Origin of the sequence: Kocuria sabuli, from assembly GCF_040981185.1 — a bacterium.
In the GTDB taxonomy this organism is placed as follows: domain Bacteria; phylum Actinomycetota; class Actinomycetes; order Actinomycetales; family Micrococcaceae; genus Kocuria; species Kocuria sabuli.
Genome location: NZ_JAVHZE010000011.1, coordinates 1 through 24287, shown reverse-complemented (window position 1 = coordinate 24287; position 24287 = coordinate 1). Strand labels below are relative to the sequence as shown.

General features: G+C 74.4%; 21 protein-coding genes. 6 read left to right on the top strand and 15 right to left on the bottom strand.

The genetic code is table 11. The features are described 5' to 3' along the window. Window positions 1–77: 77 nt before the first annotated feature. The 5 genes from hpt to dacB all read right to left on the bottom strand — a co-directional run bounded on the left by hpt (window position 78) and on the right by dacB (window position 5044). Window positions 78–629, bottom strand: a complete 552-nt coding sequence (gene hpt / locus RE027_RS11660) for a hypoxanthine phosphoribosyltransferase (RefSeq protein ID WP_368808440.1) — start codon at window positions 627–629, stop codon at window positions 78–80. Further along, window positions 619–1749: a tRNA lysidine(34) synthetase TilS gene (gene tilS, locus RE027_RS11655; protein WP_368808439.1), complete on the bottom strand. Its 1131-nt coding sequence runs from the start codon at window positions 1747–1749 to the stop codon at window positions 619–621. The genes hpt and tilS overlap by 11 nt, the downstream gene beginning before the upstream one ends. Continuing rightward, window positions 1746–2225, bottom strand: coding sequence for a DNA-binding protein (locus tag RE027_RS11650; protein ID WP_368808438.1), 480 nt, complete (start codon window positions 2223–2225; stop codon window positions 1746–1748). The genes tilS and RE027_RS11650 overlap by 4 nt, the downstream gene beginning before the upstream one ends. Before the next feature lie 163 nt (window positions 2226–2388). After that, window positions 2389–3546 carry a zinc-dependent metalloprotease gene (locus RE027_RS11645; protein ID WP_368808437.1) on the bottom strand — a complete coding sequence of 386 codons (1158 nt, stop codon included), beginning with the start codon at window positions 3544–3546 and terminating at the stop codon, window positions 2389–2391. 46 nt (window positions 3547–3592) lie between these two features. Beyond that, on the bottom strand, window positions 3593–5044 hold the full coding sequence (gene dacB / locus RE027_RS11640; protein ID WP_368808436.1) for a D-alanyl-D-alanine carboxypeptidase/D-alanyl-D-alanine endopeptidase: 1452 nt from the start codon (window positions 5042–5044) through the stop codon (window positions 3593–3595). Between the two features lie 212 nt (window positions 5045–5256). On the opposite strand from dacB, the gene RE027_RS11635 reads away from it, so the two are divergent. From RE027_RS11635 to RE027_RS11620, 4 genes are all read left to right on the top strand, one after another. Next, the gene (locus RE027_RS11635) at window positions 5257–5784 is read left to right on the top strand and encodes an inorganic diphosphatase (RefSeq protein ID WP_368808435.1); all 528 of its coding nucleotides are present in this window, start codon (window positions 5257–5259) and stop codon (window positions 5782–5784) included. A 423-nt stretch (window positions 5785–6207) separates the two neighbouring features. After that, a complete protein-coding gene (locus RE027_RS11630; protein ID WP_368808434.1) occupies window positions 6208–9837 on the top strand; it encodes a TM0106 family RecB-like putative nuclease in 3630 nt (1209 codons plus the stop codon). Continuing rightward, window positions 9834–10505, top strand: coding sequence for a hypothetical protein (locus RE027_RS11625; protein ID WP_368808433.1), 672 nt, complete (start codon window positions 9834–9836; stop codon window positions 10503–10505). The genes RE027_RS11630 and RE027_RS11625 overlap by 4 nt, the downstream gene beginning before the upstream one ends. 53 nt (window positions 10506–10558) lie before the next feature. Beyond that, window positions 10559–11209, top strand: coding sequence for a hypothetical protein (locus RE027_RS11620; protein WP_368808432.1), 651 nt, complete (start codon window positions 10559–10561; stop codon window positions 11207–11209). Here RE027_RS11620 and RE027_RS11615 read toward each other — a convergent pair. From RE027_RS11615 to serS, 6 genes are all read right to left on the bottom strand, one after another. Then, the gene (locus RE027_RS11615) at window positions 11167–12147 is read right to left on the bottom strand and encodes a glycine betaine ABC transporter substrate-binding protein (protein ID WP_368808431.1); all 981 of its coding nucleotides are present in this window, start codon (window positions 12145–12147) and stop codon (window positions 11167–11169) included. The genes RE027_RS11620 and RE027_RS11615 overlap by 43 nt on opposite strands. Beyond that, window positions 12144–12953: an ABC transporter permease gene (locus RE027_RS11610; RefSeq protein WP_368808430.1), complete on the bottom strand. Its 810-nt coding sequence runs from the start codon at window positions 12951–12953 to the stop codon at window positions 12144–12146. The genes RE027_RS11615 and RE027_RS11610 overlap by 4 nt, the downstream gene beginning before the upstream one ends. After that, complete coding sequence (locus RE027_RS11605) at window positions 12950–14194, bottom strand: ABC transporter ATP-binding protein (protein ID WP_368808429.1); 1245 nt, start codon at window positions 14192–14194, stop codon at window positions 12950–12952. Before RE027_RS11605 ends, RE027_RS11610 begins: the two co-directional genes overlap by 4 nt. Beyond that, window positions 14187–14828, bottom strand: a complete 642-nt coding sequence (locus RE027_RS11600; RefSeq protein ID WP_368808428.1) for an ABC transporter permease — start codon at window positions 14826–14828, stop codon at window positions 14187–14189. The genes RE027_RS11605 and RE027_RS11600 overlap by 8 nt, the downstream gene beginning before the upstream one ends. A 200-nt stretch (window positions 14829–15028) precedes the next feature. After that, the gene (locus tag RE027_RS11595; RefSeq protein ID WP_368808427.1) at window positions 15029–16030 is read right to left on the bottom strand and encodes an HAD family hydrolase; all 1002 of its coding nucleotides are present in this window, start codon (window positions 16028–16030) and stop codon (window positions 15029–15031) included. Window positions 16031–16104: 74 nt separating this feature from the next. Continuing rightward, window positions 16105–17409 (bottom strand): serine--tRNA ligase, encoded by a 1305-nt coding sequence (serS, locus tag RE027_RS11590; RefSeq protein ID WP_368808426.1) that lies wholly within the window; start codon window positions 17407–17409, stop codon window positions 16105–16107. 140 nt (window positions 17410–17549) lie between these two features. Here serS and RE027_RS11585 point away from each other — a divergent pair, with 140 nt between their 5' ends. Next, entirely contained in the window at window positions 17550–18491 is a 942-nt protein-coding gene (locus RE027_RS11585; RefSeq protein WP_368808425.1) for a diacylglycerol/lipid kinase family protein, read from the top strand. A 118-nt stretch (window positions 18492–18609) separates the two neighbouring features. Here the strand turns inward: RE027_RS11585 and RE027_RS11580 are convergent, their stop codons facing one another. From RE027_RS11580 to RE027_RS11565, 4 genes are all read right to left on the bottom strand, one after another. Further along, window positions 18610–18930: a hypothetical protein gene (locus RE027_RS11580; protein WP_368808424.1), complete on the bottom strand. Its 321-nt coding sequence runs from the start codon at window positions 18928–18930 to the stop codon at window positions 18610–18612. 143 nt (window positions 18931–19073) lie between these two features. After that, a complete protein-coding gene (pheA, locus tag RE027_RS11575) occupies window positions 19074–20051 on the bottom strand; it encodes a prephenate dehydratase (protein ID WP_368808423.1) in 978 nt (325 codons plus the stop codon). Further along, entirely contained in the window at window positions 20048–20383 is a 336-nt protein-coding gene (locus RE027_RS11570; RefSeq protein ID WP_368808422.1) for a rhodanese-like domain-containing protein, read from the bottom strand. The genes pheA and RE027_RS11570 overlap by 4 nt, the downstream gene beginning before the upstream one ends. 93 nt (window positions 20384–20476) lie before the next feature. Further along, on the bottom strand, window positions 20477–22174 hold the full coding sequence (locus RE027_RS11565) for a dihydroxyacetone kinase family protein (RefSeq protein ID WP_368808421.1): 1698 nt from the start codon (window positions 22172–22174) through the stop codon (window positions 20477–20479). Window positions 22175–22390: 216 nt separating this feature from the next. Here RE027_RS11565 and RE027_RS11560 point away from each other — a divergent pair, with 216 nt between their 5' ends. Next, window positions 22391–23860, top strand: a complete 1470-nt coding sequence (locus tag RE027_RS11560) for an APC family permease (protein ID WP_368808420.1) — start codon at window positions 22391–22393, stop codon at window positions 23858–23860. The last annotated feature ends 427 nt before the right edge of the window (window positions 23861–24287 follow it).

Sequence of the window (24287 nt, the reverse complement as noted above, 5' to 3'; positions counted from 1 at the left end):
GAGTTCCCTGTCAGCGGACACCACCCCCGGAACCGGGCGGGCGGCGGGTGCCCGGCGGTGCCCGCCGGGCACCCGGCTCACTCGTAGACGTGCGGGGCGAGCGTGGCGATGCAGTCGAGGTTGCGGTACTTCTCGTCGTAGTCCAGCCCGTAGCCCACGACGAACTCGTTGGGGATGTCCCAGCCCACGTACTTGACGTCGATGGGGGTCTTCGCGGCCTCCGGCTTGCGCAGCAGCGCGCAGACCTCCACGGAGGCGGCGTGGCGGGACTCCAGGTTCGCCCGCAGCCAGGACAGGGTCAGGCCGGAGTCGATGATGTCCTCGACGATCAGCACGTCGCGCCCGGAGAGGTCGGTGTCGAGGTCCTTGAGGATGCGGACCACCCCGGAGGACTTCGTCCCCGAGCCGTACGAGGACACGGCCATCCAGTCCATGGGGTACTGGCCCTGGAGCGCCCGGCACAGGTCGGCCATGACCATCACCGCGCCCTTGAGCACCCCCACGAGCAGGACGTCGCGGCCCCGGTAGTCGGCGTCGACGGCCGCCGCCAGTTCGGCGATCTTCGCCTCGATCTCTTCCTTGGTGAACAGGACCTCGGTGAGGTCTCCCTGGACGTCCTCAGCCTTCACGGCGCTCCTCGTGTGATGCGTCAATCGGATGGGGTCGGGCGGGGCCCGGGCCGGCCGCGGATCGCGGGCGGACGAGCTCCAGGTGTCCCGGACCACGGGCGCCCGCCGGCGGGCGGCGGCGCCACACGGACACCTTACCCGCCATCTGCACGGGCCCCGCGGCACCGTGCTCCTCGGCGAAGGCGTCGAGCGCGCCGAGGCGCTCGTGGGCGGGGGTCTCCCCGCCGGCCGCCACCACGGCCGCGGACAGGGCGCGGCGCCGCAGCGCGGGGTGGGCCCCGCGCAGCGTCGCCAGGTCCAGGGCCAGGGAGCCGGGCAGCTCCGGGGCGGCGGCACGGGCGCGCTCGAGCAGCTCCCCCGCGGCGCCGTCGAGGTAGTCGGCGTCCGGGCCGAGGATCGCCGCGGAACGGGCCAGGGCGCGGGCCAGGCCCGGGCCGAGCTCGTCCTCCAGCACCGGGAGCAGGCGGTGCCGGACCCGGGAGCGCATCAGGGAGGTGTCCCGGTTCGTGGGGTCGTGCCAGGGCTCGAGCTGCTCGGCCGCGCAGATCTGCAGGGTCTGCTCCCGGGAGAGGTCGAGGAAGGGCCGGAGGTAGGTCACGCCGTCGAGCTCGCGCGCGGGAGGCATCCCGGCGAGGGACCGGGTGCCCGAGCCGCGGGCGAGGCCCAGCAGCACGGACTCGGCCTGGTCGTCGAGGGTGTGCCCCAGCAGCACGGCGTCCGCGCCGGTGCGGGCCACGACCTCGGCGATCCCCGCGTAGCGGGCGGTGCGGGCCGCCATCTCGGGCCCGCCCGTCTCCCGGCGCACGGTCACGGCGGTCACGACGACGGGGTCCAGCCCCAGCTCCTCGAGGGTGCGCGCGGTGCGGGCCGCCACCTCCGCCGAGCCCTCCTGGAGGCGGTGGTCCACCACCACGCCGCCCACCCGCAGCGCGCCGCGGCGGGCGAAGTGGGCGGCCACCGCGGCCAGGGCGAGGGAGTCCGGCCCGCCGCTGCAGGCCACCAGCACGAGCGGGACCTCCGGGCGCTCCCGGGGGACGTGGCGCCGGACGGCCTCCAGCACACGGCGCCGCCCCGCGGCGACGTCCGGGGACAGCCGGCCGCGGCGGGCGAACTGGGTCACCGGCGGGCGTCCTCGCGGTCGCTCGCGGCCTGCTGGTTCTGGGCCTCCCGCACGGCCAGGCGCACGACCTTGGCCAGGGTCGGGGCGGTCTCGTCGAGCAGGTCGAGGGCCGCCTCGAGCTCCCGCCGCGGGACCACGTGGGCGAGGGCCGCCACGGCGTTCGTCTCGCTGTGGATGCCCGCCTGGATCTGCGTGGTGGACAGCACCGGCTGCGAGGCCTCCACCGCGGAGAGCGTCTCCTCGATGTCCGGGGTGCCGATGCGCTGCTCGAGCATCACCAGCCGCTCGTAGACCGCGGGGTTGCCGATCTTGATCCGGCGGCCGCTGTTGAGCTGCGACAGCATGGGGGCCGAGAGGCCGAGGACCTCGGCCAGTCGCCGTTGCGTGATGCCGTAGGCCTGCACCACGGTGCCGAAGCGCTCCGAGAGGGGCTGGCCGTACAGCTTGACCTGCTGTTCGATATTTTCTGTGCTCACGTAAATATTTTGTCACACAACAGTGATCCCGACCTACCGCGTGTCGGCCTGTGACCGCCGCCGGTGCGTCCCTCCGGGCAACTTCACAACTAGATGAATCTGCATGTCAGGAGGGGGTCGGTGCGGTGTAGCACATCCTGCCCGTCCGCGGGCCCGGACCGCTTCAGCGGGGCAGCGCGCCCGCGCCCAGCACGCGCTCGATCCAGCGTTCGGGGTCGTGGATCTCGGCCTCCGTGGGAAGATGCTCCGGGGCCTCCCAGATCCGGTTGAAGGGCTCCAGCCCCACGATGTCCACGACGGCCGAGACGAAGCGCTGGCCGTCGCTGTACTGGCGCATCTTCGCGTCCATCCCGAGCAGGCGCCGGACGAAGCGGTCCAGGCTGCCCTGCAGCTCCGAGCGGCGCTCGAAGCGCCGCCGGATGGTCTTGACGGTGGGCACCACGGAGGCGTCCACCCCGTCCATCACGAAGTTCGCGTGCCCCTCGAGCAGGCTCATCACGGCGGTGAGGTGGGAGAGCACCTCCCGCTCCCGCGGGCCCATGAGCAGGCCCACGACGCCGAGGGAGGCCTGCGGCTGCGCCCGCCCGGAGACGCGCCCGGGCAGGGCGCGGACGGCCTCCGTGAGCCGGGCGCCGAGCGTCTCGGCCTGGCCCATGAGCGAGTCGGCGAGCTCGTCGATCTGCGCGACCATGTGCGTGCGCAGCCACGGCGCCGCCGCGAACTGGACGCGGTGCGTCTGCTCGTGCAGGCAGACCCACAGCCGGAAGTCCTCGGGCTCGACGTTGAGCTCCCGCTCCACGGTGAGGATGTTGGGGGCCACGAGCATCAGCCGCCCGCCCGGGTGGCGCTGCTCGGCGAGGGCGGAGACGAGCCCGGCGTACGGGTCGTACTGACCGAGGACCTTCGCCGAGAGGAAGCCGAGCACCGCGGCCATCTCCATGGCCGTGGCCGTCCCGCCGAGCGCGGTGGCCGCGGCGCCGAACTGCTCCGGGCGGCGCCGGCGCAGCGCCTCGACCGCCGGCTCCATGAGCACCTGGAAGGTCTGGGCGTTGGCGCGGGACCACCCGGCGCGGTCCACGACCAGGACCGTGGAGTCCCGGAGGTCCCGGGCCGCCTCGAGCCCGGTGATGCGGTGGACGTGGTACACGGACGCCTCGGCGTGGCGGCGCATCGACGCGACCGCGGTCTGCATGGCACGGGCGGACATCTTCGGCCCCGGCGGGGTGATCCGGGCGGCGGCGGCGGCGGCGAGGTCCCACCGGACGATCCCCGGAGCCTCCCCGTGCGCGTCGGTCTCGGGCGTGCGGTGTGCTGCGCTCATGCCCTCATGCAACCACACGCCCCTGGGAGCTCCCCGCCGGACCGGGTCACAGTCCGGCCAGCGCCGCGACGGCGCGGTCGGCGGCGTCGCGCGCGGCGGCCGGATCGGTGACCTCGTTGAGCACCACCGAGAACGTGAGCAGCCGCCCCTCCCGCGTGGTGACGTGGCCGCTGAGCGAGACGACCGAGTTCAGCGTGCCCGTCTTCGCCCGGGCCAGCCCCCGGGCGGCGGCCTCGGACCCGTCGTCGAACCGCTCGGCGAGGGTCCCGGACCCGCCGGCCACCGGCAGGGCGCGGGCGCCCGGGGCGAGCGTGCCCGTGCTGTCCGCGACCATGGCCCGCACCACGTGCTCGAGCGCGCGGGCGGGGGCCCGGTTGCCCAGGGACATCCCGGACGCGTCGGAGAGCTCGAGACCCGCAGGGTCGATCCCCCGGGCCGCGAGCGCCTCGGCCGCGGCGCTGCGCCCGCCGGCGATGCTGCCCGGATGCCCCGCGGCGCGGGCCGCGATCCGGGACAGGACCTCCGCGAGGTGGTTGTCGGAGTCCTGGACCATGAGTTCGGCCTGCTCCGCGAGGGTCGCGGACTCCACCGCGGCCAGCTCCGCCGCCGACCGCGGGGCCGGGCCGGGGAGGAGCAGAGGCGCCGGGGCTGGGATCCCCTCCTCGGCGAGTGCCGCCGCGAGCTCGGCGGCGAAGACCGCGGCGACGGCCGCCGCCGCGTCGTCGGGGCGCGCCGGCGAGAACCCGTCCCCGGCCGGCACGCGGTGGGACCAGAACGCCATGGGGGCGACGGGCCCGATCTGTCCGGCCGCGACGTCCCCGGCGGCCCAGGCCTCGTTGCCGGCCGGTCCGGGGAACAGCCCGGCGTCCCACCGCACGGTGGTCGGCGCGCCCGCCCCCCGGGCGGCGAGCGCGCGGGCCGTCTCCCGGGCCAGGGTCCGGACGCCGGCGCGGCCCAGGACCGCGTCCGGGTCGGACCGGCCGGGCCGCAGCAGGGTGTCACCCCCCGCGACGAGCACGACCGTGCCGGGGTCCTCCCCCTCGACGACGGTGGTGCGCAGCCGCTCGCCGGGGTCGGCGTGGGTGAGCAGCGACAGCAGCGTGACGAGTTTCTGGTTGGAGGCCGGGACGAGGGCGGAGTCAGCGTCGTGCTCGAACAGCGGGGCGCCCGTCAGGGCGTCGGCCACGAGGACGGAGCGCCGCCCGGCGGGGGCGGCCTCCAGGGCCGGTCCCGCCACCGCGGCGACCTCGGCGGCGCCGGGCAGCGGGGCGCCCGGGTCCGGACGCACGGCCCCGTGCGGCGAGGGCACGGCCGACGGGAGGACGCGCGCCGCCGACGGGCCGTCCTCCCCCGGGCGCAGCGCGGGGAGCCAGGCCGGGGAGGACCAGCCGGCCAGGCCCGCGCAGACGGCGACGAGCAGCGTGGCCAGGGCCCGGCGGCCGGACGCGGACGCCGGCCGCCGGGCGGAGGGGGGACCGGGGCGCCGGGGCGTGTGCATGGCCCCCATTGTGGCCCGGCCGCCCGCCCTGTCCCGGCGTGTCCCGCGCGCGGGCGGTTACCGCCGCCTGCGCGGCCGCGGTTATCGTGGGGGACGGATCTGCCCCCACCCCACCGGGTGGTGCGGCCGCGCCCGGCCGCTGTCAGCCCTTTCCGGCCGCCCCGGGTCCATCCGGATCGTCGCCGGCCTTCGCAAGCACGAGGAGAAACACCATGGAGTTGGACGTCACCATCGAGATCCCGCGGGGATCGCGCGTCAAGTACGAGATCGACCACGAGACCGGCCGGCTGCGCCTGGACCGCGTCCTGTTCACCTCGATGCAGTACCCCGCGCACTACGGGTACTTCGAGGACACCCTGGGCGAGGACGGCGACCCCCTGGACGCCCTCGTGCTGCTGGACTTCGAGATCGTCCCGGGCGTGCTCGTGGAGTCGCGGCCCATCGCCGTGTTCAACATGAACGACGAGGCCGGCGGGGACGCGAAGATCCTGTGCGTGTCCACCGACAAGCGCTACGACCACATCCAGGGCCTGGACGACATCGACGAGTTCAAGCTCAAGGAGATCCAGCACTTCTTCGAGCGCTACAAGGACCTCGAGCCGAACAAGTGGGTCAAGGGCGAGGGCTGGGAGGGCCGCGAGACGGCCGAGCGCCTCGTCAACGAGGCCCTCGAGCGCTTCGAGCAGTCCCACTACGACTCCGCCGCCGAGGCCGAGGAGAAGGCCGCGTCCACCGACTGAGCGGACGGCGCACCGGCAGGGGCCGGGGACCACGACGGTCCCCGGCTCCTGCCCGTCCCCGGGGGCGGGCAGGGCACCCTGCAGAAAATCCATGAATTTCGTTATATTTGGACAGGTCGGCTCAGCCGGCCCGACGGCCCGCGACGCATCCCCCCATCCGCGTCCGGGCCGCCGACCGGGATCGAGGTCGCCGGTGAGCACCCGCGAGGTGCCCGGTGGCGGCGGGGGTCCCCCCATTCCCGCCGCGTCCCACCGATCTCTCCCGGTCCATCCCGGCGGACCGGCCCCGCCGACGCCGGGAGTCGGCCGGCAGGTCCTCGGGCCTGCCGGCCGATCCCCGCCCGCCCCGGCTTAGCCCGTCCGGTCCCTGTGGTTCGATGGTCCCGGACCCGGGACGGCCCCGGTGCCGTGGGAAGGATGCGCATGTTCCTGCTGGGCCCCGAGACGGATCTCGTCTTCTCGGCGAGCGACCTGGTGCGCGCGGCCGAGTGCCCGTTCGCGAGCCTGAGCGTCCTGGACGAGAAGCTCGGCCGGGCGCCGCGGCGCCCCGAGGAGCGGGACGCGATGCTCACCCGCACGGCCGCGCTGGGGGACGCCCACGAGCACCGGGTGCTGGCCGCCCACCTGGCGGCGTTCGGGCCCTGGGACCCGGCCACCGGCCGTGGCGTCTACGAGGTCGAGCCGGCCCGCCGCACGGACCGGGCCGAGCTGACGGCCAAGCACGCGGAGACCCTGGCCGCCCTGCGCGCCGGGGCGGACGTCGTCTTCCAGGCCTCCTTCTTCGACGGCGGCTTCCACGGCCGCGCCGACTTCCTCGTCCGCCGCCCGGACGGCGCCTACGCCGTGCACGACACCAAGCTCGCCCGGCACGCCAAGGTCACCGCGCTGCTCCAGCTCGCCGCCTACGCCGACCAGCTGGAACGGGCGGGGACCCCGGTGGCCCCCGAGGTCACGCTCGTCCTCGGCGACCGCCGGGAGGCGGTCTTCCCCGTGTCCGAGCACCTGGCCGTCTACCGCGAGCGCCGGGAGCGGTTCGTGGCGGCCGCTGCCGCGCACCGGGCGCGTCCGGGGCCCGTGCAGTGGCACGACGACGGCGTCGCCCGCTGCGGCCGGTGCGGGCACTGCGGCCGGGCCGTCGCCGAGCACCGGGACCTGCTGCTGACCGCCGGCATGTCCGTGCGGATGCGCCGCACGCTGCGGGAGCAGCACGGGGTGCGCACCATCGACGAGCTCGCCGGGCTGGAGGGCCCGCGGCTGCCGGCCGCGGTGCGGCGGCTGCGGGACCAGGCCGCGATGCAGACGGGCCGGGGTGGCGAGGACGGCGCGGTCGAGTACACGAAGGACGGGAGGACCCGCCGGACGGCCTACCGGATCACCGCCGGGGAGCCGCTGCGGCGGCTGCCGGCCCCGGACGCGGGGGACGTGTTCTTCGACTTCGAGGGCGACCCCCTGTGGCAGGATCCCGAGGACCCGACCTCCTGGGGGCTCGAGTACCTGTTCGGGGTCGTCGAGCAGCCCGCCGTCCCGGGCGCTGAGCCCGTGTTCCGGCCGTTCTGGGCCCACTCCCGGGCCCAGGAGCGGGACGCCCTGCGGGAGTTCCTGGACTACGTGGCCGAGCGCCGGGAGCGCTTCCCCGGGATGCACGTCTACCACTACGCCGGCTACGAGAGGACCGCCCTGCGCCGGCTCTCGCTCGTCCACGCCGTGGGCGAGGACGCCGTGGACCGGCTGCTGCGCGAGAACGTCCTGGTGGACCTCTACGACACCGTGCGGGGCAGCCTGCGGCTGTCCGAGAACTCGTACTCCCTCAAGCGGCTCGAGCCGCTCTACATGGGCCGGCACCTGCGCACCGGGGAGGTCGTGGACGCCGGGGCCTCCGTGGTGGCCTACGCCGACCACTGCACCGCCCGGGACGCCGGCCGGGTGCAGGAGGCGGAGCGGATCCTGGCGGGCATCGCCGACTACAACGCCTACGACTGCCTCTCGACCCTGCGCCTGCGGGACTGGCTGCTGGGCCTGGCCGGGATCTCCCCGGACCCGGCGGACCACCCCGACCGGCCCGCCCGGGCCCCGCTCCCGCCCGCCGAGGAGCTGCCCGGCACGGAGATGACGAGCGCGGAGCAGCGGCTGCGCGAGTACCTGGACCGGCCGGAGAGCGCCGGTGGACCGGGCGCCGGGCAGCGCACCGCCGTGGCGATGGTCGCCTCCGCCACCGGCTACCACCGCCGCGAGCGCAAGCAGTACTGGTGGTCCCACTTCGACCGCCTGGAGGGCCCCGTCGAGGACTGGGAGGACACCCGCGACGTGTTCGTGGTGCAGCGCGCGGAGGTGCTCGAGGACTGGGCGAGGGACCCCGCCAAGCGCAGCAACGCCGCGCCGACCCGTCTCCTGCGCCTCGCGGGCCGGTTCGGTGAGGGCTCCACGCTGCGGCCCGGCGCCACCGGGCTGTTCCTCGTCTACGGCCCGCCCGTCCCGGCCCACCTGGCCGAGGAGGCCGCCGGACGCGGCAGCGGCCGCGCCGAGGACTGGGGCGCCGCGCTGGAGGAGCTCGAGGAGCTGGATGACGGCACGGCCGTGCTCACCGTGCGGGAGCGGCTGCGGAAGCCGAAGGACGCCCCGGCCCCCGCGCCCTGGGCCGAGCTGCCGATCGCGCTGGGCCCGGAGCGGCCGATCGCGACCGTCTCCCTCGAGGAGTCGCTGCAGGCGCTGGCCGCCCGCACCGCCGACGCCCTGCCGGAGCTGCCCGAGCAGCCGGGCCTGCGGCTGCTCCGGCGCGAGCCGCCGCGGCCATTCGACGGCGGCCCCCTGCCCGTCCCGGCCGCGGGTCCCGGCGGGACGGTCGACGCCGTGGTCGCGGCCCTGCGCTCCCTGGACCGCAGCTTCCTCGCCGTCCAGGGCCCGCCCGGCAGCGGCAAGACGTTCCTCGGCTCCCACGTGATCGGGCGCCTCGTGGCCGACGGGTGGCGGATCGGGGTGGTGGCGCAATCCCACGCGGTCGTGGAGAACCTGCTGGCCGGGGTGATCGGCAAGGGCGGCGTCCCCGCCGGGCGCGTCGCGAAGAAGGCACCGGCCGGCCGGCCCACGGACCGGGCGGTGCCCTGGCAGACGGTCCCCGGCCGGGACCTCGCAGGGTTCCTGGCCGGGGGCGGCGCCGTGGTCGGCGGCACGGCCTGGGACTTCTCCAACGCCGCGTACCTCGAGGAGGAGGCCCTGGACCTGCTCGTCGTCGACGAGGCCGGGCAGTACTCGCTCGCCAACACGCTCGCCGTGTCCCGGGCCGCGCGCCGCCTGCTGCTGCTCGGCGACCCCCAGCAGCTGCCGCAGGTCTCGCAGGGCACCCATCCCCTGCCCGTCGACGAGTCGGCGCTGGGCTGGCTCTCCCACGGTGCGCCCACGCTGCCCGCCGAGTTCGGCTACTTCCTGGACCGCACCTGGCGGATGCACCCCGCGCTGTGCGAGCCGGTCTCCGAGCTGTCCTACGCCGGGCGGCTCGGCGCCGCTCCGGCGGCGGGCCGGCGCGAGCTCATCGGCGTGGCCCCGGGCCTGCGCACCTGCTACGTCGAGCACGTCGGCAACCGCACGGCCTCCCCCGAGGAGGCCCGGCAGGTCGTGGCGCTGGCCCGCGAGTTCGTCGGCACCCCGTGGCGGTCGGGCCCCGACGCCCACCCCGTGGCCCTGGCCCCCGAGGACGTCCTCGTGGTCGCCGCCTACAACGCCCAGGTCGAGCTCGTGGGCCGGGAGCTGCGCGCCGCGGGACTGCGGGACGAGGAGGGCGGCGGGGTCCGGGTGGGCACCGTCGACCGGTTCCAGGGCCAGGAGGCGCCCGTGGTGATCGTGTCCATGGCCGCCTCCGCCGCCGAGGGGCACCGCGGCATGGAGTTCCTGCTCTCCCCGCACCGGCTCAACGTGGCGGTCTCCCGCGGGCAGTGGTGCGCCGTGCTCGTGCGCGCCCCCACCCTCACGGACTACCTGCCCTCCACCCCGGAGGGCCTGCAGCTGCTCGGCCGGTTCACCCGGCTGTGCCGGCGCGGCACGGCCCCGGAGACGCCGTGAGCACCGAGCGCTCGGTCCGCGTGCCGTACGTCCTGCACTTCGAGAGCAGGACGGTGGTGCTCGGGGAACCGGCCCACCTCGAGGAGCTGGACGCCCTGCTCCGCGGCGCGGGCGTCGCGACCCGCCCCACGTACTGGCACGGGATGCAGCGGAACGACCCGGGCGCGGCCTTGAACAGCGTGGGCACCGACCTCACCGCGGAGCACTTCTGGGACCGGGTGGACGCCGGGGCCTTCGCCGCCGCCCGGTGGCCGGTGGACCTCGACGGCCCGCTCTACCTGCCGGCGCCGCCGCCGTGGCTGCAGCGGGCCCGTGCCTGGGAGTACGACCCCGTGGCCCCGGCCCTGGGCGCGGCCGAACCCGGCGGGTGGCTGCGCGCCCCCGGCTGGGCCGGCACGGAGAACAACGACGCCGGGGGGTCCGTGGGGCTGCTGCAGCTCACCGACCCGGCGTCCTTCTGGGTGCTCGCCTCCGACGCCGACCTCACGGAGGTCGCCGCCGCGGCCAAGGAGCTCACCCGCTTCCGGCAGGGCTTCGACCGGCTCGCGGCCTACTTCGGCCCCGACGACCGGATCGGCTGCCTGCGCCTGCCCCTGGTGTGCCGGGAGCCGCTGGAGGACGAGCTGATCACCCTCGGGGTGGACATCGAGCCCCGCTTCTGGGAGTGAGCTCCGGCCGCGCCGCCGCCCCGCGGGCCGCTCCGGTGACCGATACTGGGAGCGTGTACGTCGTGAGCCTGGACCAGCGCCGCCACGAGGCGGGAGACCTCGTGCCGGCCCTGCTGCGCCGGCTCGGGGACGTCGGGACCGTGGTGCCGTTCCAGCGTGCTCGGCCGCACACGGTGCAGGGCATCACCGCGGACCCGGACGCGGCCGTCGCCGCGGCCCTCGCCGGGCTGCGCGGCGGGGCGTGGAGCGTGGGGATCGGCGTGGGACCGGTCCGGCTCGAGACCGCGGCCGACCCCGAGGGCAGGACGGGCCTGCGCGCCGACGGCCCCGGGACGGTGCAGGCGCACCGCGCCGCCGAGGCCGCCGCCCTGGCCGGGCGGGTGCCGGTGTGCGTGGCCGCGGCGGATCCCGCGGACGCGGCCCGGGCCCAGGCCGTGCTGCGGCTGCTGGGGCGGATCGTGGCCCAGCGCACCGACGCGGAGTGGCGCGTCGTCGACCTCCTCGTCCCCGGGGCCCGCGGCCAGCAGAAGGTCGTGGCCGCCGAGCTGGGCATCACTCCGCAGGCCGTCTCCAAGGCCGTGGCGCGCTCCCTGTGGCAGGAGGAGTGGGACGCCCGGCCCGCGGCGGCACGGCTGCTGCAGCTGTGCGAGCCGGCCGGGGCTCAAGGCTCGACGAGGAACCCCTCGGAGACCATCCACTCGTAGGCCACGTCGGCCGGGTCGCGCCCCTCGACGTCCACCTGCCGGTTGAGCTCCTGCATCACGTCGTCGGTCAGCGCCTCGGAGATCGGCTCCAGGACCTGTTCGAGCTCCGGGACCTCCTGCAGCAGCTCCGTGTTGAAGACCGGGGCGGCGTTGTAGGCCGGGAAGAACTGCCGGTCGTCCTCGAGGACGGTGAGGTCCAGGGCGGGGATGCGCCCGTCGGTCGAGAAGACCTCGCCGAAGTTGCACTCGCCGTTGTCCGTGGCCGAGTAGATGGCCCCGGTGTCGTAGATCCCGATGTTCTCCTCCGGCACCTCGCTGCCGCGGTCGAGGCCGTAGTGGGCGAGCAGGGGCGTCAGCCCGTCGCTGCGGGAGTTGAACTCCGACTCCACGCAGAACGTGCGCTCCGCCACCGGCAGCTCCGCGATGTCCGAGACCGTCTCCAGCCCGTTGGCCTCGGCGTACTCGGAGCGGACGGCCATGGCGTAGGTGTTGTTGAGCGAGGCCGGGGCCCCCCAGGTGAGCCCGTTGCGGAGGTCCTCGTCGTGGACGGCCTGCCACTGCTCCTGCTGGTCCGGGATGCCCTGTTCGTGGCCGAGGTAGGTGAGCCACGCCGTGCCGGTGTACTCGTAGGTCAGGTCCGCGTCCCCCGAGAGCATGAGCTCGCGCACGGGCTGGGACCCGGGGACGTTGGTCATGTCCTGGGTCTCGAACCCCGCGGCCTCCACGGCCAGCACCGCGATCTTGCCGAGGATCAGCTGCTCGGTGAAGTTCTTGGACGTCACCGTCAGCTCGGTCCCCTCGGCGCCCTCGACGGGCCGGATCGAGCCCGGGTCGGCGGCGGGCACGTAGGCGGTGGAGGGCTCCAGGCCGCACCCCGCCAGCAGCAGCGCGGAACCGGCGAGCACCAGGGCGGCGCCGGTGGTCCGTGGCGTTCTCATCGCAGTCCCTTCGGGCGCGCGACGTGCTCCACGATGCGGCCGATCCAGTCGATGGTCAGCGCGAGCAGCGCGACGAGGATCGAGCCGGCGACGAGCACCCGCACGAGGTTGAGGTTGACGCCCGTGGTGATCAGCAGGCCCAGTCCTCCGCCGTTGATGAAGGTGGCCAGCGTGGCGGTGCCGACCACCAGGATCAGGGCGGTCCGCACACCGGCCAGCATGACCGGCACCGCGAGCGGCAGCTCGACGCGGACCAGGACCGAGAGCGCGCTCATGCCCATGCCGCGCCCGGCCTCCACGAGGCTGCGGTCGACGCCGTCGAGGCCGACCATGGTGTTCTTGAGCACGGGCAGGATCGCGTAGACGATCAGGGCGACGACGGACGCCCGGAAGCCGAAGCCCAGCCAGAACGCGAACAGGACGATCAGGCCCACCGCGGGGGCGGCCTGGCCGAAGTTGGCCACGGTGATCACCGGGCCGGTGAGGAAGCGCAGCGGCTTGCGGGTCAGGAGGACGCCCATCGGGATGGCGACGAGCAGGACCACCGCGGTGGCCACCACGGTGAGCTGCAGGTGCTGCACCGTCAGTTCCCACAGCGATCCGGGGTTCAGGGTCACCGCCTCGGTCTCCGTCAGCTCCGTGGTGGACAGCCACAGGGCCAGCAGGCCCAGGCCCACGAGGATCGCGGCGGGCTGCAGCAGCAGCCCGCGCCAGCTCGTGCGGTCGGGGTCGGCGGCGGCCCGGGGTGCCGGAACGTCCTGGGGCTCCTGCTGGGCGGCCGCCGGCCGGTCCGCCTGCGTGCTCATCGGTCCTCGCCCCCGGGACCGGCCGAGCTCACGGTGGGCATCTCGCCGGTGTTGTGCCCCAGCGGCGCGTCCTCGGGGTCCACGGCCCGGCGGGCCTCCGTGATCGCCGCCATGACAGTCTCCACGTAGATCACGCCCTCGAACCGGTCCCGCGGCCCCACGACGAGGGCCGCCCCGGTGCTCGAGACGAGCATCGTGTCCAGGGCGTCGTTGAGCGTGGCGCCCGTGCCGACCAGCGGCAGCCGCTCGTTGCGGTCGTCGGGGACCGTGCCGAGGCGCTCCAGCTGGCGGCGGGCGGGCCAGGACAGCGGGCGGTCCCGGTCGTCCAGGACCACGACGTCCCGGTGCCCGGCCCGGTCGGCGCGCGCGAGCACCGTCCGCACGTCCTCGCCGGGCCGCGCGGTCGCCGAGGGGACGAGGTCGACCTCCCGGACCCGGGTGAGGGTGAGCTGCTTGAGGCCGGCGCCCGAGCCGATGAAGTCCTCGACGAACGCGTCGGCGGGCTCGGCCAGGATGCGCTCGGGGGCGTCATACTGCACCACGCGGGCGCCCTCGTCGAAGACCGCGATCCAGTCGCCGAGCTTCACGGCCTCGTCGAAGTCGTGGGTCACGCACACGATCGTCTTCTGCAGCTCCTGCTGGATGTTGATCAGCTCGTCCTGCAGCCGCTGCCGGGTGATGGGGTCCACGGCGCCGAACGGCTCGTCCATGAGCAGCACGGGCGGGTCCGCGGCCAGGGCGCGGGCCACCCCCACGCGCTGCTGCTGCCCGCCCGAGAGCTCCCGGGGGTAGCGGTCCCGGTACACGGCCGGGTCGAGGGAGACGAGTTCGAGCAGCTCGTCCACGCGCGCGGCGATCCGCTTCCTGTCCCAGCCGAGCATCTTCGGGACCATGCCGATGTTGGTGGCCACGCTCATGTGCGGGAAGAGCCCGCCGGCCTGGATGACGTAGCCGATCCCCCGGCGGAGCTCGTCGCCGTTCATCGAGGTCACATCCTGGCCGTCGATGACGATCCGGCCGTCGGTGGGCTCGATGAGCCGGTTGATCATCTTCAGCGTGGTGGTCTTCCCGCACCCGGAGGGGCCCACCAGCATGACGATGCTGCCCGCGGGGATCTCCAGGGTCAGTCCGTCCACGGCGGCCCTGGCCTGTCCGGGGTACCGCTTGGAGACGTTCTCCAGCAGGATCCGGGCCCCGGTGACGGAGGAGTCGGTTCGGGGGGTGGTCTCGGAGTCAGGCACGGATACCTCGCGATGTGGTGAGTCGGCCGAGCAGCACGAGCAGCCCGTCCAGGATGAGGGCGATGACGACGACGGCCACGACACCGGTGACGACCGACGCCAGGGAGTTGGCGCCGCCGAGCCGGGACAGGCCCGAGAAGATGAAGCCGCCCAGGCCCGGGCCGAGGACGTAGGCGGCGACGGCCGCCACGCCCATGACCATCTGGGCCGAGACGCGCATGCCGGCCTGGATGACGGGCCAGGCCATCGGCAGCTCGACCCGCAGGAACGTGGCGGCGCGGCCCATGCCGAGACCGCGGGCGGCCTCGACGGTCGCCGGCGGGACGCCCGCGAGCCCGACGACCGCGTTGCGCAGGACGGGCAGGACGGCGAAGAAGGTGACGACCACGACGGCGGGGAGGACCCCGAAGCCCAGCGGGGCGATGAGCAGTCCGATGAGGGCGAAGGAGGGGATCGTGAGCCCGACGGCGGAGACGTTGTTGGCCACGGTCGTGAGCCGGGGCGAGCGGTAGCACAGGGCGGCCAGGGCGACGGCGAGGAGCGTGGCCAGGACGAGGCACTGGACCACCAGGGAGAAGTGCTGCCAGCTGGCGAAGAGGATCTGCTCCCACCGGTCGGACACGTACTCGATCACGGCACGCCTTTCGGTCGTCGTCGATGACGTGGTCACCCGGTCTGCCGGTGATCATACCACTCCGCATTCCCGAATGTGATGTGGATCACATCACAGAGTCGGTGACCGCCCGGCGGATCGACGGGACGGGCCCGCACTGCCCGCGAGCAGCGCGGTGGAGCGGCCCCTGCTCGAGGACCACGGCCGGCGAGCCGCGGACCTCAGACCAGGGAGCGCAGGATCCGGGCGACCCCGTCCTCGTAGACGGTGTGCGTGACCTCGTGGCACGCGGCCGCGACCTCGTCCGGGGCCTGGCCCATGGCGACGCCCCGAGCGGCCCAGTCGAGCATCTCGATGTCGTTGCGACCGTCGCCGACCGCGACCGTGTGAGAGGGGTCCACGCCGAGCCGGCGGCGGACCTGCTCCAGGGCGCTGGCCTTGGAGACGCCGTTGGCGGCGATGTCGAGCCAGGCGCTCCAGCCCACGGAGTAGGTGACCCCGTGCAGGCCGGCCTCCTCGATGGCCAGGGCGAACTCCTCCGGGGTGTGCTCGGTGCTGTAGACCACCATGCGCACGGCCTGCATCTCGGCGAGCTCGTGGAGGCCCACGCCGACGGCCTCGATGCCGAAGGAGGCGTCCTGGAAGCGCTCCGTGGAGTAGAAGGACCCGTCCTCGGTCTCGAGGGCGAACTTCGCCGTGGGCAGGCGCTGCTGGAGGGCCTTGAGCGCCTGGCTCGGGTCGAACGAGACGCACTCGAGGACCCGGTGGAAGTCGGGCAGGTCCGGGTTCAGCTCGAGGGTCATGCCGCCGTTGGAGCACACGGCGTAGCCGCGCTCCTGGCCGATGAGCTCGACCACGGGCAGGGTCGCCCCCTTGGAGCGGCCGGTCGAGATGACCACGTGGTGGCCGGCCTCGAGCACGGCCCGGGCGGCGTCGCGCACCGTCGGGGACATGTGGCCGTCGTGGTCCACCAGCGTGCCGTCGACGTCGAGGGCCACGAGGTAGCGGACCCCCGCCTCCTTCTTCCACCCGTTGGAGCGGGGCGGCTGGACCTTCAATGGGATCCGGACGTCGGCGGCGGAGCGGGCGGGCGCGGTCGTGCCACCGACGGCGTCGCTGAGGTCCTCCGAGTGCTCGACCTTGAGCGGGACGGTGGAATTGATGTTGACGAGTTCGTGCTGGTCCTCGGTGCCAGCCGTCTTTTCTTTTGTCATGCGGGACATGGTGCCACATCACACCGACAGGGTGAGCAGGATTTCGGTTTGAGATGAACACGGGCCGAACGCGGCCCGTCGGTTCAGCGCCGGACCGGGATGGCCTCCTGGCCGCGCAGGTACGGGCGCAGCGCCTCCGGGACCCGCACGGACCCGTCGGCCTGCTGGTGGGTCTCCAGGATCGCGGCGAGCCAGCGGGTGGTCGCGAGCGTCCCGTTCAGCGTGGCCACCGCGCGGGTGCCGCCCTTGCGGGCCTTGCCGGCGGCGTCCGTGGTCTCGGGCAGCCGCTCCCGGACGTTGAGCCGCCGGGCCTGGTAGGTGGTGCAGTTCGAGGTCGAGGTCAGCTCCCGGTACTTGCCCTGCGTGGGCACCCACGCCTCGCAGTCGAACTTGCGGGCGGCCGAGGTGCCGAGGTCCCCGGCGGCGGTGTCGATCACCCGGTAGGCCAGCTCGCACCTGCCGAGCATCTCCTCCTCCCAGGCGAGCATCCGCGCGTGCTCGGTCTCCGCGTCCTCCGGGGAGCAGTAGACGAACATCTCGAGCTTGTTGAACTGGTGCACGCGGATGATGCCGCGGGTGTCCTTGCCCCCGGAGCCGGCCTCGCGGCGGTAGCACGAGGACCACCCGGCGTAGCGCAGCGGACCGTCCGAGAGGTCGACGATCTCGTCGGCGTGGTACCCGGCGAGGGGCACCTCGGAGGTGCCCACGAGGTAGAGCTCGTCCTTGCCCACGTGGTAGATCTCGTCCGAGTGGGCGACGTCGAAGCCCGTGCCGCTCATGATCTCGGGGCGCACGAGGTTGGGCGTGGTCATGGGGACGAAGCCGTTGTCCAGGGCGAGGTCCTGGCCCATGAGCAGCAGGGCGGTCTCGAGCCGGGCGACGTCGCGCTTGAGGAAGTAGAACCGGGCGCCGGAGACCTTGGCGCCCCGCTCCATGTCGATGCCGTCCACGAGCTCACCGATCTCGAGGTGGTCGCGGGGCTCGAGGCCCTCGGCGGCGAAGTCCCGCGGTGTGCCCACGGTCCGGAGCACGACGAAGTCGTCCTCCCCGCCCGAGGGCACGCCGTCGAGGACGAGGTTCTCGACGACGGCGACGAGCTCGTCCTGCCGGGAGCGCGCCGCCTCGGACGCCGCCTGGGCCTCCTTGACGCGCGCGGCCAGCTGCTTGACCTCGGCCAGCAGCGCCTGCTTCTCCTCGCCCTGGGCCCGGGCCACCTGCTTGCCGAACGCGTTCTGCTCGGCCCGCAGGTTCTCGTACTCGGTGATCAGGTTGCGGCGTTCGACGTCCGCCTCCAGGATCCGGTCGATCAGGGAGACGTCGGCCCCGCGGGCACGCTGCGAGGCACGGAAGTCGTCGGGGTTCTCACGGAGCTGGTTGATGTCGATCACCCTGACAGGGTACCCAAGTCCTGTGCCACGGCCCGGCGGGGCCACCGGGTTAGGCTGGAGGACCACCGCGATCCACCCGGCCGCGCCGCGCGGCGGTGCCCCGCACGCCGCCCGCCACCCCCGAACCGAGGAGTCCTCTCGTGACCGCCACTCCCGTGGCCCCGAAACGGGTCGCCGTCGTCATCAACCCCATCAAGGCCGACGCGGACCTCGCCCGTGACGCGATCATCATCGGCTGCCGAAAGGGCGGGCTGCCGGATCCCGTCTTCTTCGAGACGGAGGAGGACGACCCCGGGTCCTCCATGACCCGCCGTGCGCTGGAGCAGGGCTTCGACCTGGTCCTGGCCGCCGGCGGCGACGGCACCGTGCGGGCCGTCGCCGAGGCGCTCGTCGACGGGGACGTCCCGATGGGCCTGCTGCCGCTGGGCACCGGCAACCTCCTGGCGCGGAACCTCGGGGCCGACCTGGGCGATCCGCACCGCAACGTGGACATCGCGCTCTTCGGCGCGGAGCGGGCCATCGACATGGCGACGTTCCGCCTGGAGCTGCACGACGGGACGGTGCAGGACCACGCGTTCTGTGTGATGGGCGGGGCGGGCTTCGACGCGCAGATCATGACGGACACCAGGGACGAGCTCAAGAAGCTGGTCGGCTGGGCCGCCTACGGGGAGGCCGGCGTCCGGCACCTGTTCGCGCCGCCGCGGTGGGCCCGCTTCCGGATCGACGACGGCGAGTGGCAGAGCCGGCGGGTGCGCTCCGTGATGGCCGCCAACTGCGGGATCCTCACGGCGGGCATGATCCTCGTGCCCCAGGCGAAGATCAACGACGGGGTCCTGGACCTCGTGGTGATGTCCCCGCGCAGCACGCTCGAGTGGGCCATGATGGCCGCCAAGGTGGTCTTCCGGCAGCGCCGGGACCTGCCGGTGATCGAGTTCTTCGCCGGGAAGAAGGTGAGCGTGGAGTTCCACGAGCCCATCGAGTCCCAGGTGGACGGGGACGGCACCGGGCTGATCAGGGGCTTCGAGTCCGAGATCCTTCCGGGCGCGCTCTCGGTGCGGGTGCCCCCGTCCCAGGCCGACTGACGCCCGGGCCCCAACGGCCCACCCCACCAGCCCACTCCGCGGGGCCGTTCCCGCGGCTGCGGGCCCGCCCCGCGGGAACGGCCCGGCGGGAACGGTCCCGCGGGCCGAGGAGACCGGCTCAGTCGACGGGCTCGGGCCGGCGGCTGAGGCCCGCCACGAACGCGCCCATGAGGGCGACCACGGCGCCGCCCACCGCGAGCAGCGGGCCCTGCCCGCGGTCCAGGAGCGAGGACCTCGTCCCGGCGGTGACCCGGGAGGCCGGCACGAGCTCGCCGACCTCCCGCGGGTCGCCGACCGCGGGGGCCGGGCCGAGCTCGGCGCGGACGGCCACGGGGACCTCCGGGGTCCCGGCGGCCGCGGCCGGCGGGAGGGCGAGCGCGCAGGCCAGGACGGCGGGCGCGGCGGCGAGGGCGAGACGGCGGGCGGCGGGAACAGGCATGGTGGCACCTCCGGTCGGGCTCGGCACCGACCCGGGGGGTCGATCGACACCGGCTGAAGAGCGCGGGCACGGACGCGCCCGCACCACCCATGGTGCATGTATTCGCAATCGCTAACAAGCGGTGGGGGGTGCGGGTCCTCGCGTTACGCGGTGCCGGGCCCGTCCCCCGCCGGCGCCGCCGCGTGCGGGCCGTCGCCCTGCAGCTCGGCGACCCACGCCGCGGCCTCGCGGAAGGCACCGTCGGAGTGGTGCCGCGCCACGGTGGCGGCCTTGTGGTCCGCGCGCGGATAGGAGCCGAGGAACCGGGTGCTCGGGCAGACCCGGCGCAGGCCCACGAGCGCGTCGGCCACGCGGGCGTCGTGCAGGTGCCCGTCCACGTCGATGCTGAAGAAGTACTCCCCGAGGAAGTTGCCCGTGGGGCGGGACTCGATCCGCGAGAGGTTCACCCCGCGGGTCGCGAACTGCTCGAGGATCTCCATCAGCGCCCCGGCCCGGTCCTCCCACAGCGGGACGACCAGCGTGGTCCGGTCCGCGCCGGTGCGCCGCGGCAGGGGCGTGTCCGGGCGGGCCACGAGCACGAAGCGCGTCACCGCGGCCCGGTTGTCACCGATGTCCTCCGCCAGCACCTCGAGCTCGGAGTGCTGCTCGACGACCACGGGCGAGCAGACCGCGGCCTCGAAGCCGGCGTCCGCTCCCGCACCGGGCAGCAGCGCCAGCGCCGCGGCGGCCGTGGACGACGCCGGGACGTAGTCCGCGCCCGGCAGGTGCTGGTCCATCCAGCTGCGCACCTGCGCCCAGGCGTGGGAGTGCGTGGACACGGTGCGGACGTCGCCGAGCGCCGTGCCCGGGGCGGCCACGAGGACGAAGCTGATGGGCACGAGTACCTCGCGGACGATGCGCAGCTCGCTGCCGACGGCCACGGCGTCGAGTGTCGCGGTCACCCCGCCCTCCACGGAGTTCTCGATGGGGACCATGGCCGCGTCGACCTCACCGGCCCGGACGGCCGCGAGCGCCACGGGCACGGAGGACACCGGGCGGCGCTCGGCCTGCCGGGCACCCTCCACGCCGAGCAGCGCGGCCTCCGTGAAGGTGCCGGCGGGACCCAGGTAGGCGTACCTCAACGGACGGTCGGCGTCTCGCCCGTCTCGGACACCATGGGCTTCTCGGCGTCCATCCACGCCCCCATGCCGCCCAGGACGTTGACCGGGTCGAAGCCGTACTGCTGGAGGTAGGCGGTGGCCTTCAGGGAGCGCCCGCCCGAGCGGCAGATCACGTACACGTCCTCGTCCGCGGGGACCTCGCCGTAGCGCTCGGGGAGCTGGCGCAGCGGGATGTGCTGGGCGCCGGCGATGTGCCCGGCCTCCCACTCCGAGTCCTCGCGCACGTCCAGGATGCGCGCGTCCTCGGGGATCTCCTCCACCGAGGCGCTGGGCAGGTTGTCCAGGTTGTCCATCGTCCGGGTCCTCTCGTTGCGGGTCGGGTCTGCGGTGACCAGCCTAGTCCCAGGGCACGGCCACGGGCACGGGGCACCGGGACGGGCCGCGGCTCAGCCGCCCGACCACGGCCGCAGGACGGCCTCGAGCCATACGGTGACGGCCACGGCGCCGGGGTCCGGGGTGCCGACCGCCCGCTTCCCCACGTAGCTGGAGCGGCCCAGTCCGGCGACCACCCCGGTGGTCGCCTCCGTCCCCTCCGCGGCCCGGGCCAGGAGCCGGGGCACGAGCCGGTGCGGATCGAGCTCCCCGGCGGCGGTCCCGGACAGGACCTCCGCGGCGGGGACGAGGGCGTCCATCATGGTGGAGTCCCCCACCCGGGCGCCGCCGAGCTCCTGCAGGCGGGCCACGGCGTCCTGGAACCCGGCGGCGAGGACCTTGGGCCGGGCCTGCCGCTCCCCGGGGGCGAAGGCCTCGCCGAGGGCCAGGACGAACAGGGAGTAGAGCGGCCCAGAGGTGCCCCCGACCTCGTGCTGCAGGACCTGGGCGACCGCCCGGAACCAGGTGTGCAGGTCCGGGGCGCTGCCGAGCTGCTCCCGGTGCGCCCGCAGCGCCTGCGCGCCCCGGGCGAGGTTGGTGCCCAGGTCCCCGTCACCGACCTTCCGGTCGAGCTCGGTCAGCCGCGGCTCCGCCTCCCCGACCGCGTCCACCGCGCGGAACAGCGCGTCGAGCACCGCGGGGTCCACCGGCTCGGGGCCGGTCAGCTCGGCCAGGGGGTCGGGCAGGTCCACCGGGATCTCCTGCGGGGAGCCGGCGGGGACGGTGGGCGACACCCAGCCCGGGGCGTCGGTGCCGGCGCCCAGCAGATCCAGCAGCTCCTCGTCCACCCGGGCCAGGGTGACCGAGGCGCCGGGCATGTCGAGGCTGGTCAGCAGGGTCCCGGCCCAGCACAGGCGAACGTCGAGCCCGTGCCCCCGGGCCGCCGCGAGCACCTCCCCGGCGAGGATCTCCAGCTCCAGCGGCGGCGTGGCTCCCAGCCCGTTGACCAGCACGACGACGGGGTCCCCCTCGACCAATCCCCGGTCGGTCACGACGGCGTCGACCAGCCGGGAGGCGACGTGCCGGGCGGACGCGGCGGTGCCGCGCTCCCGGCCGGGTTCGCCGTGGATGCCCAGTCCCCACTCGACCTCGTCGTCGCCGAGGTCGAAGTTGGGGGCGTGGGCCCCGGGGGCGAGGCTCGGGCCCAGGGCGAGGCCCATGGTGCCCATGCCCGGCAGGAACGCCTCGAGCAGGCGCTGGATCTCGGCGACGCCACGGCCGGCCTCGGCGGCGGCACCGGCGATCTTGTGCACGAGCACCGTGCCGCCGATCCCGCGCCGGCCCGCGCCGGCGGTGTCACCCAGGGCGACGTCGTCGGCCACGACGACCGTGGCCACCGTCCGCCCGGCGGCCTGCGCGGTCTCCGCGGCCAGCCCGAAGTTCAGGCGGTCCCCGGTGTAGTTCTTCACGACGAGCAGCACGTCCCGGTCCTCGCCGACCGCCTGCAGCGCCGCCTGCACGGCGTCCACCGACGGGGAGGTGAACACCGGCCCGCACACGGCGGCGTCGAGCATGCCGCGGCCCACGAAGCCGGCGTGGGCCGGCTCGTGCCCGGAGCCCCCGCCCGAGACCAGGGCCACCTTCCCGTCCGCCCGCCGCGCCCGCACGACGACGGGCCGGCCGGTCACCCGGGCGAGTTCGCGGTTGCGGGCGGTGAGCCCGGAAATGAGGTCCTCGACCACGTCGGCGGGGTCGTTGATCAGCTTGCGCATGGCGGTCCTTCGGTCGCGGGACGGTGGCTGCCCGGCACCAGCAGATCACGGATGGGGCGCGCAGCCAATGGCGCCCTGCCGACCGTGCGGCCGCCGGAGGACAGCTCACGGACGCGAAACAATGCCTGTATAGATTGTCCCGTCGCCGCCGGACCCCCGCGCGGCGCTCCGCACCGGACACCCACCCCGGTGTCCTCCACAGAAGGAACCACCCCCATGAGCACCAACGAATCCCGGGGCGCGACGCCGCTCGTCCCGGACCGCGAGGACCACGGCTTCAAGAAGGTCCTCGGCCGCCTGGACGCCATCGCCCTCGGCTTCGGCGCGATGATCGGCTTCGGCTGGGTCATCCTCACCGGCGACTGGCTCGCCGAGGCCGGCACCATGGGCGCCGTGCTGGCCCTCGTGGCCGGTGGGCTGATCATGTCCGTCGTCGGCCTCGTCTACGGCGAGCTCGTCTCGGCCATGCCGTACGCGGGCGGGGAGCACAACTACCTGCTGCGCGGCATGGGGGCCCGCTGGGCCTTCGTCGGCTCCTGGGCCATCACGGGCGGGTACATCACCATCGTGGCCTTCGAGGCCGTGGCCGTGCCACGCACCGCGCAGTACCTCTTCCCGGGCCTGAGCCAGATCCCGCTGTGGACGGTGGCCGGTTTCGAGGTCAACCTGACCTGGGCGCTCGTGGGCTCCCTCGCCGCGGTCGTGATCACCGGGATCAACATCCGGGGGGTCAAGCACGCCTCCGTGGTGCAGATCTTCGTCATCCTCTTCCTGCTCGTGGTGGGTCTGATGATGCTCTTCGGCGCGTTCACGCAGGGTTCCGCGGCCACCATGGAGCCCTTCTTCACGCCCGGTGCCGCCGGCTTCTTCCTGGTGCTCGTCACCGTCCCGTTCCTCTTCGTGGGCTTCGACGTCATCCCCCAGGTCTCGGAGGAGATGCACCTGCCGGCCAAGCAGCTCGGCGGGACCATCATCGTCTCCGTCCTGCTCGCGGCCGCCTGGTACGTCATGGTCGTCCTGACCACCTCCGCGTCGATGTCCGCCCAGGACCTGGCCGTCGCGGACATCGCCGTGGCCGACGCCATGGGCTCCGTCTTCGGCAGCCCGGTCGTGGCCAACCTCCTCATCGCGGGAGGCCTCGCGGGCATCCTCACCTCCTGGAACTCCCTGCTCATGGGCGCGTCCCGGCTGCTGTGGGCGCTCGGCAACTCCCGCATGGTGCCCCGGTGGTTCGGCCGGCTGCACCCCAGGTACGGCACGCCGGCCAACGCCCTGCTGTTCGTGGGCGCCCTCTCCTTCGTGGCCCCGTTCTTCGGCGCCGAGATGCTCGGCTGGCTGGTGGACTCCGGCTCGCCGTCGATCGTGATCGCCTACGCGCTGGTCTCCGTGGTCTTCGTGCTCCTGCGCCGGCGCGAGCCGGACATGGCGCGCCCCTTCCGGATCGGCGGCCGCGCCGGCGGCGGCACAGCGATCGGCGTGCTCTCGGTGGTCCTGTGCCTCGGGCTCATCAGCCTGTACCTGCCCGGGATGCCCGCCTTCCTCAGTGCGCCCGCCTGGACCATCTTCGGGCTGTGGTGGCTGCTCGGGCTGGTCTTCCTGCTGCGCATCCCCACCGGGATCCGACCCGGCGCCGACGCCGAGCACCGCCTCGTCGCCGAGGTCGAGCGGCGGCGCGGCTCCGCCTGAGCCCTGCACGGCCCGGGCCGCTGCCCCCAGCGGTCCGGGCACCTGTGCACTCCGCCCATTCCGAAGGGGAAATTTCAGCACTCTGCCTTCCGGGCGGAGGGCTACTCTGGGCCTGTCGGGGTACCACCGGTCATCTCCCGGCAACACCCGGGGCCTAGCCTGGCGTCGCACCGTGACGTCGCCCGCGTGGCGTCCGTCACCCGCACTCGTACCATGGACGGGCGGGCCCAGAGCTGTCGCCCGCCCGTCCGACCACCCCGTTGACGCACCGAAGCGGGCACCGGCGCCCGGTGCCCCGGCCGGCGTCGAACAGAGAGGCAGAACACATGAGCATCACGGACCAGGCCCCCACTTCTCCTTCCGTCCAGGACCGCATCGCCGCGGTGCTGGCCGCCACCCCCACCGGGTTGCTGATCGACGGTGCGTG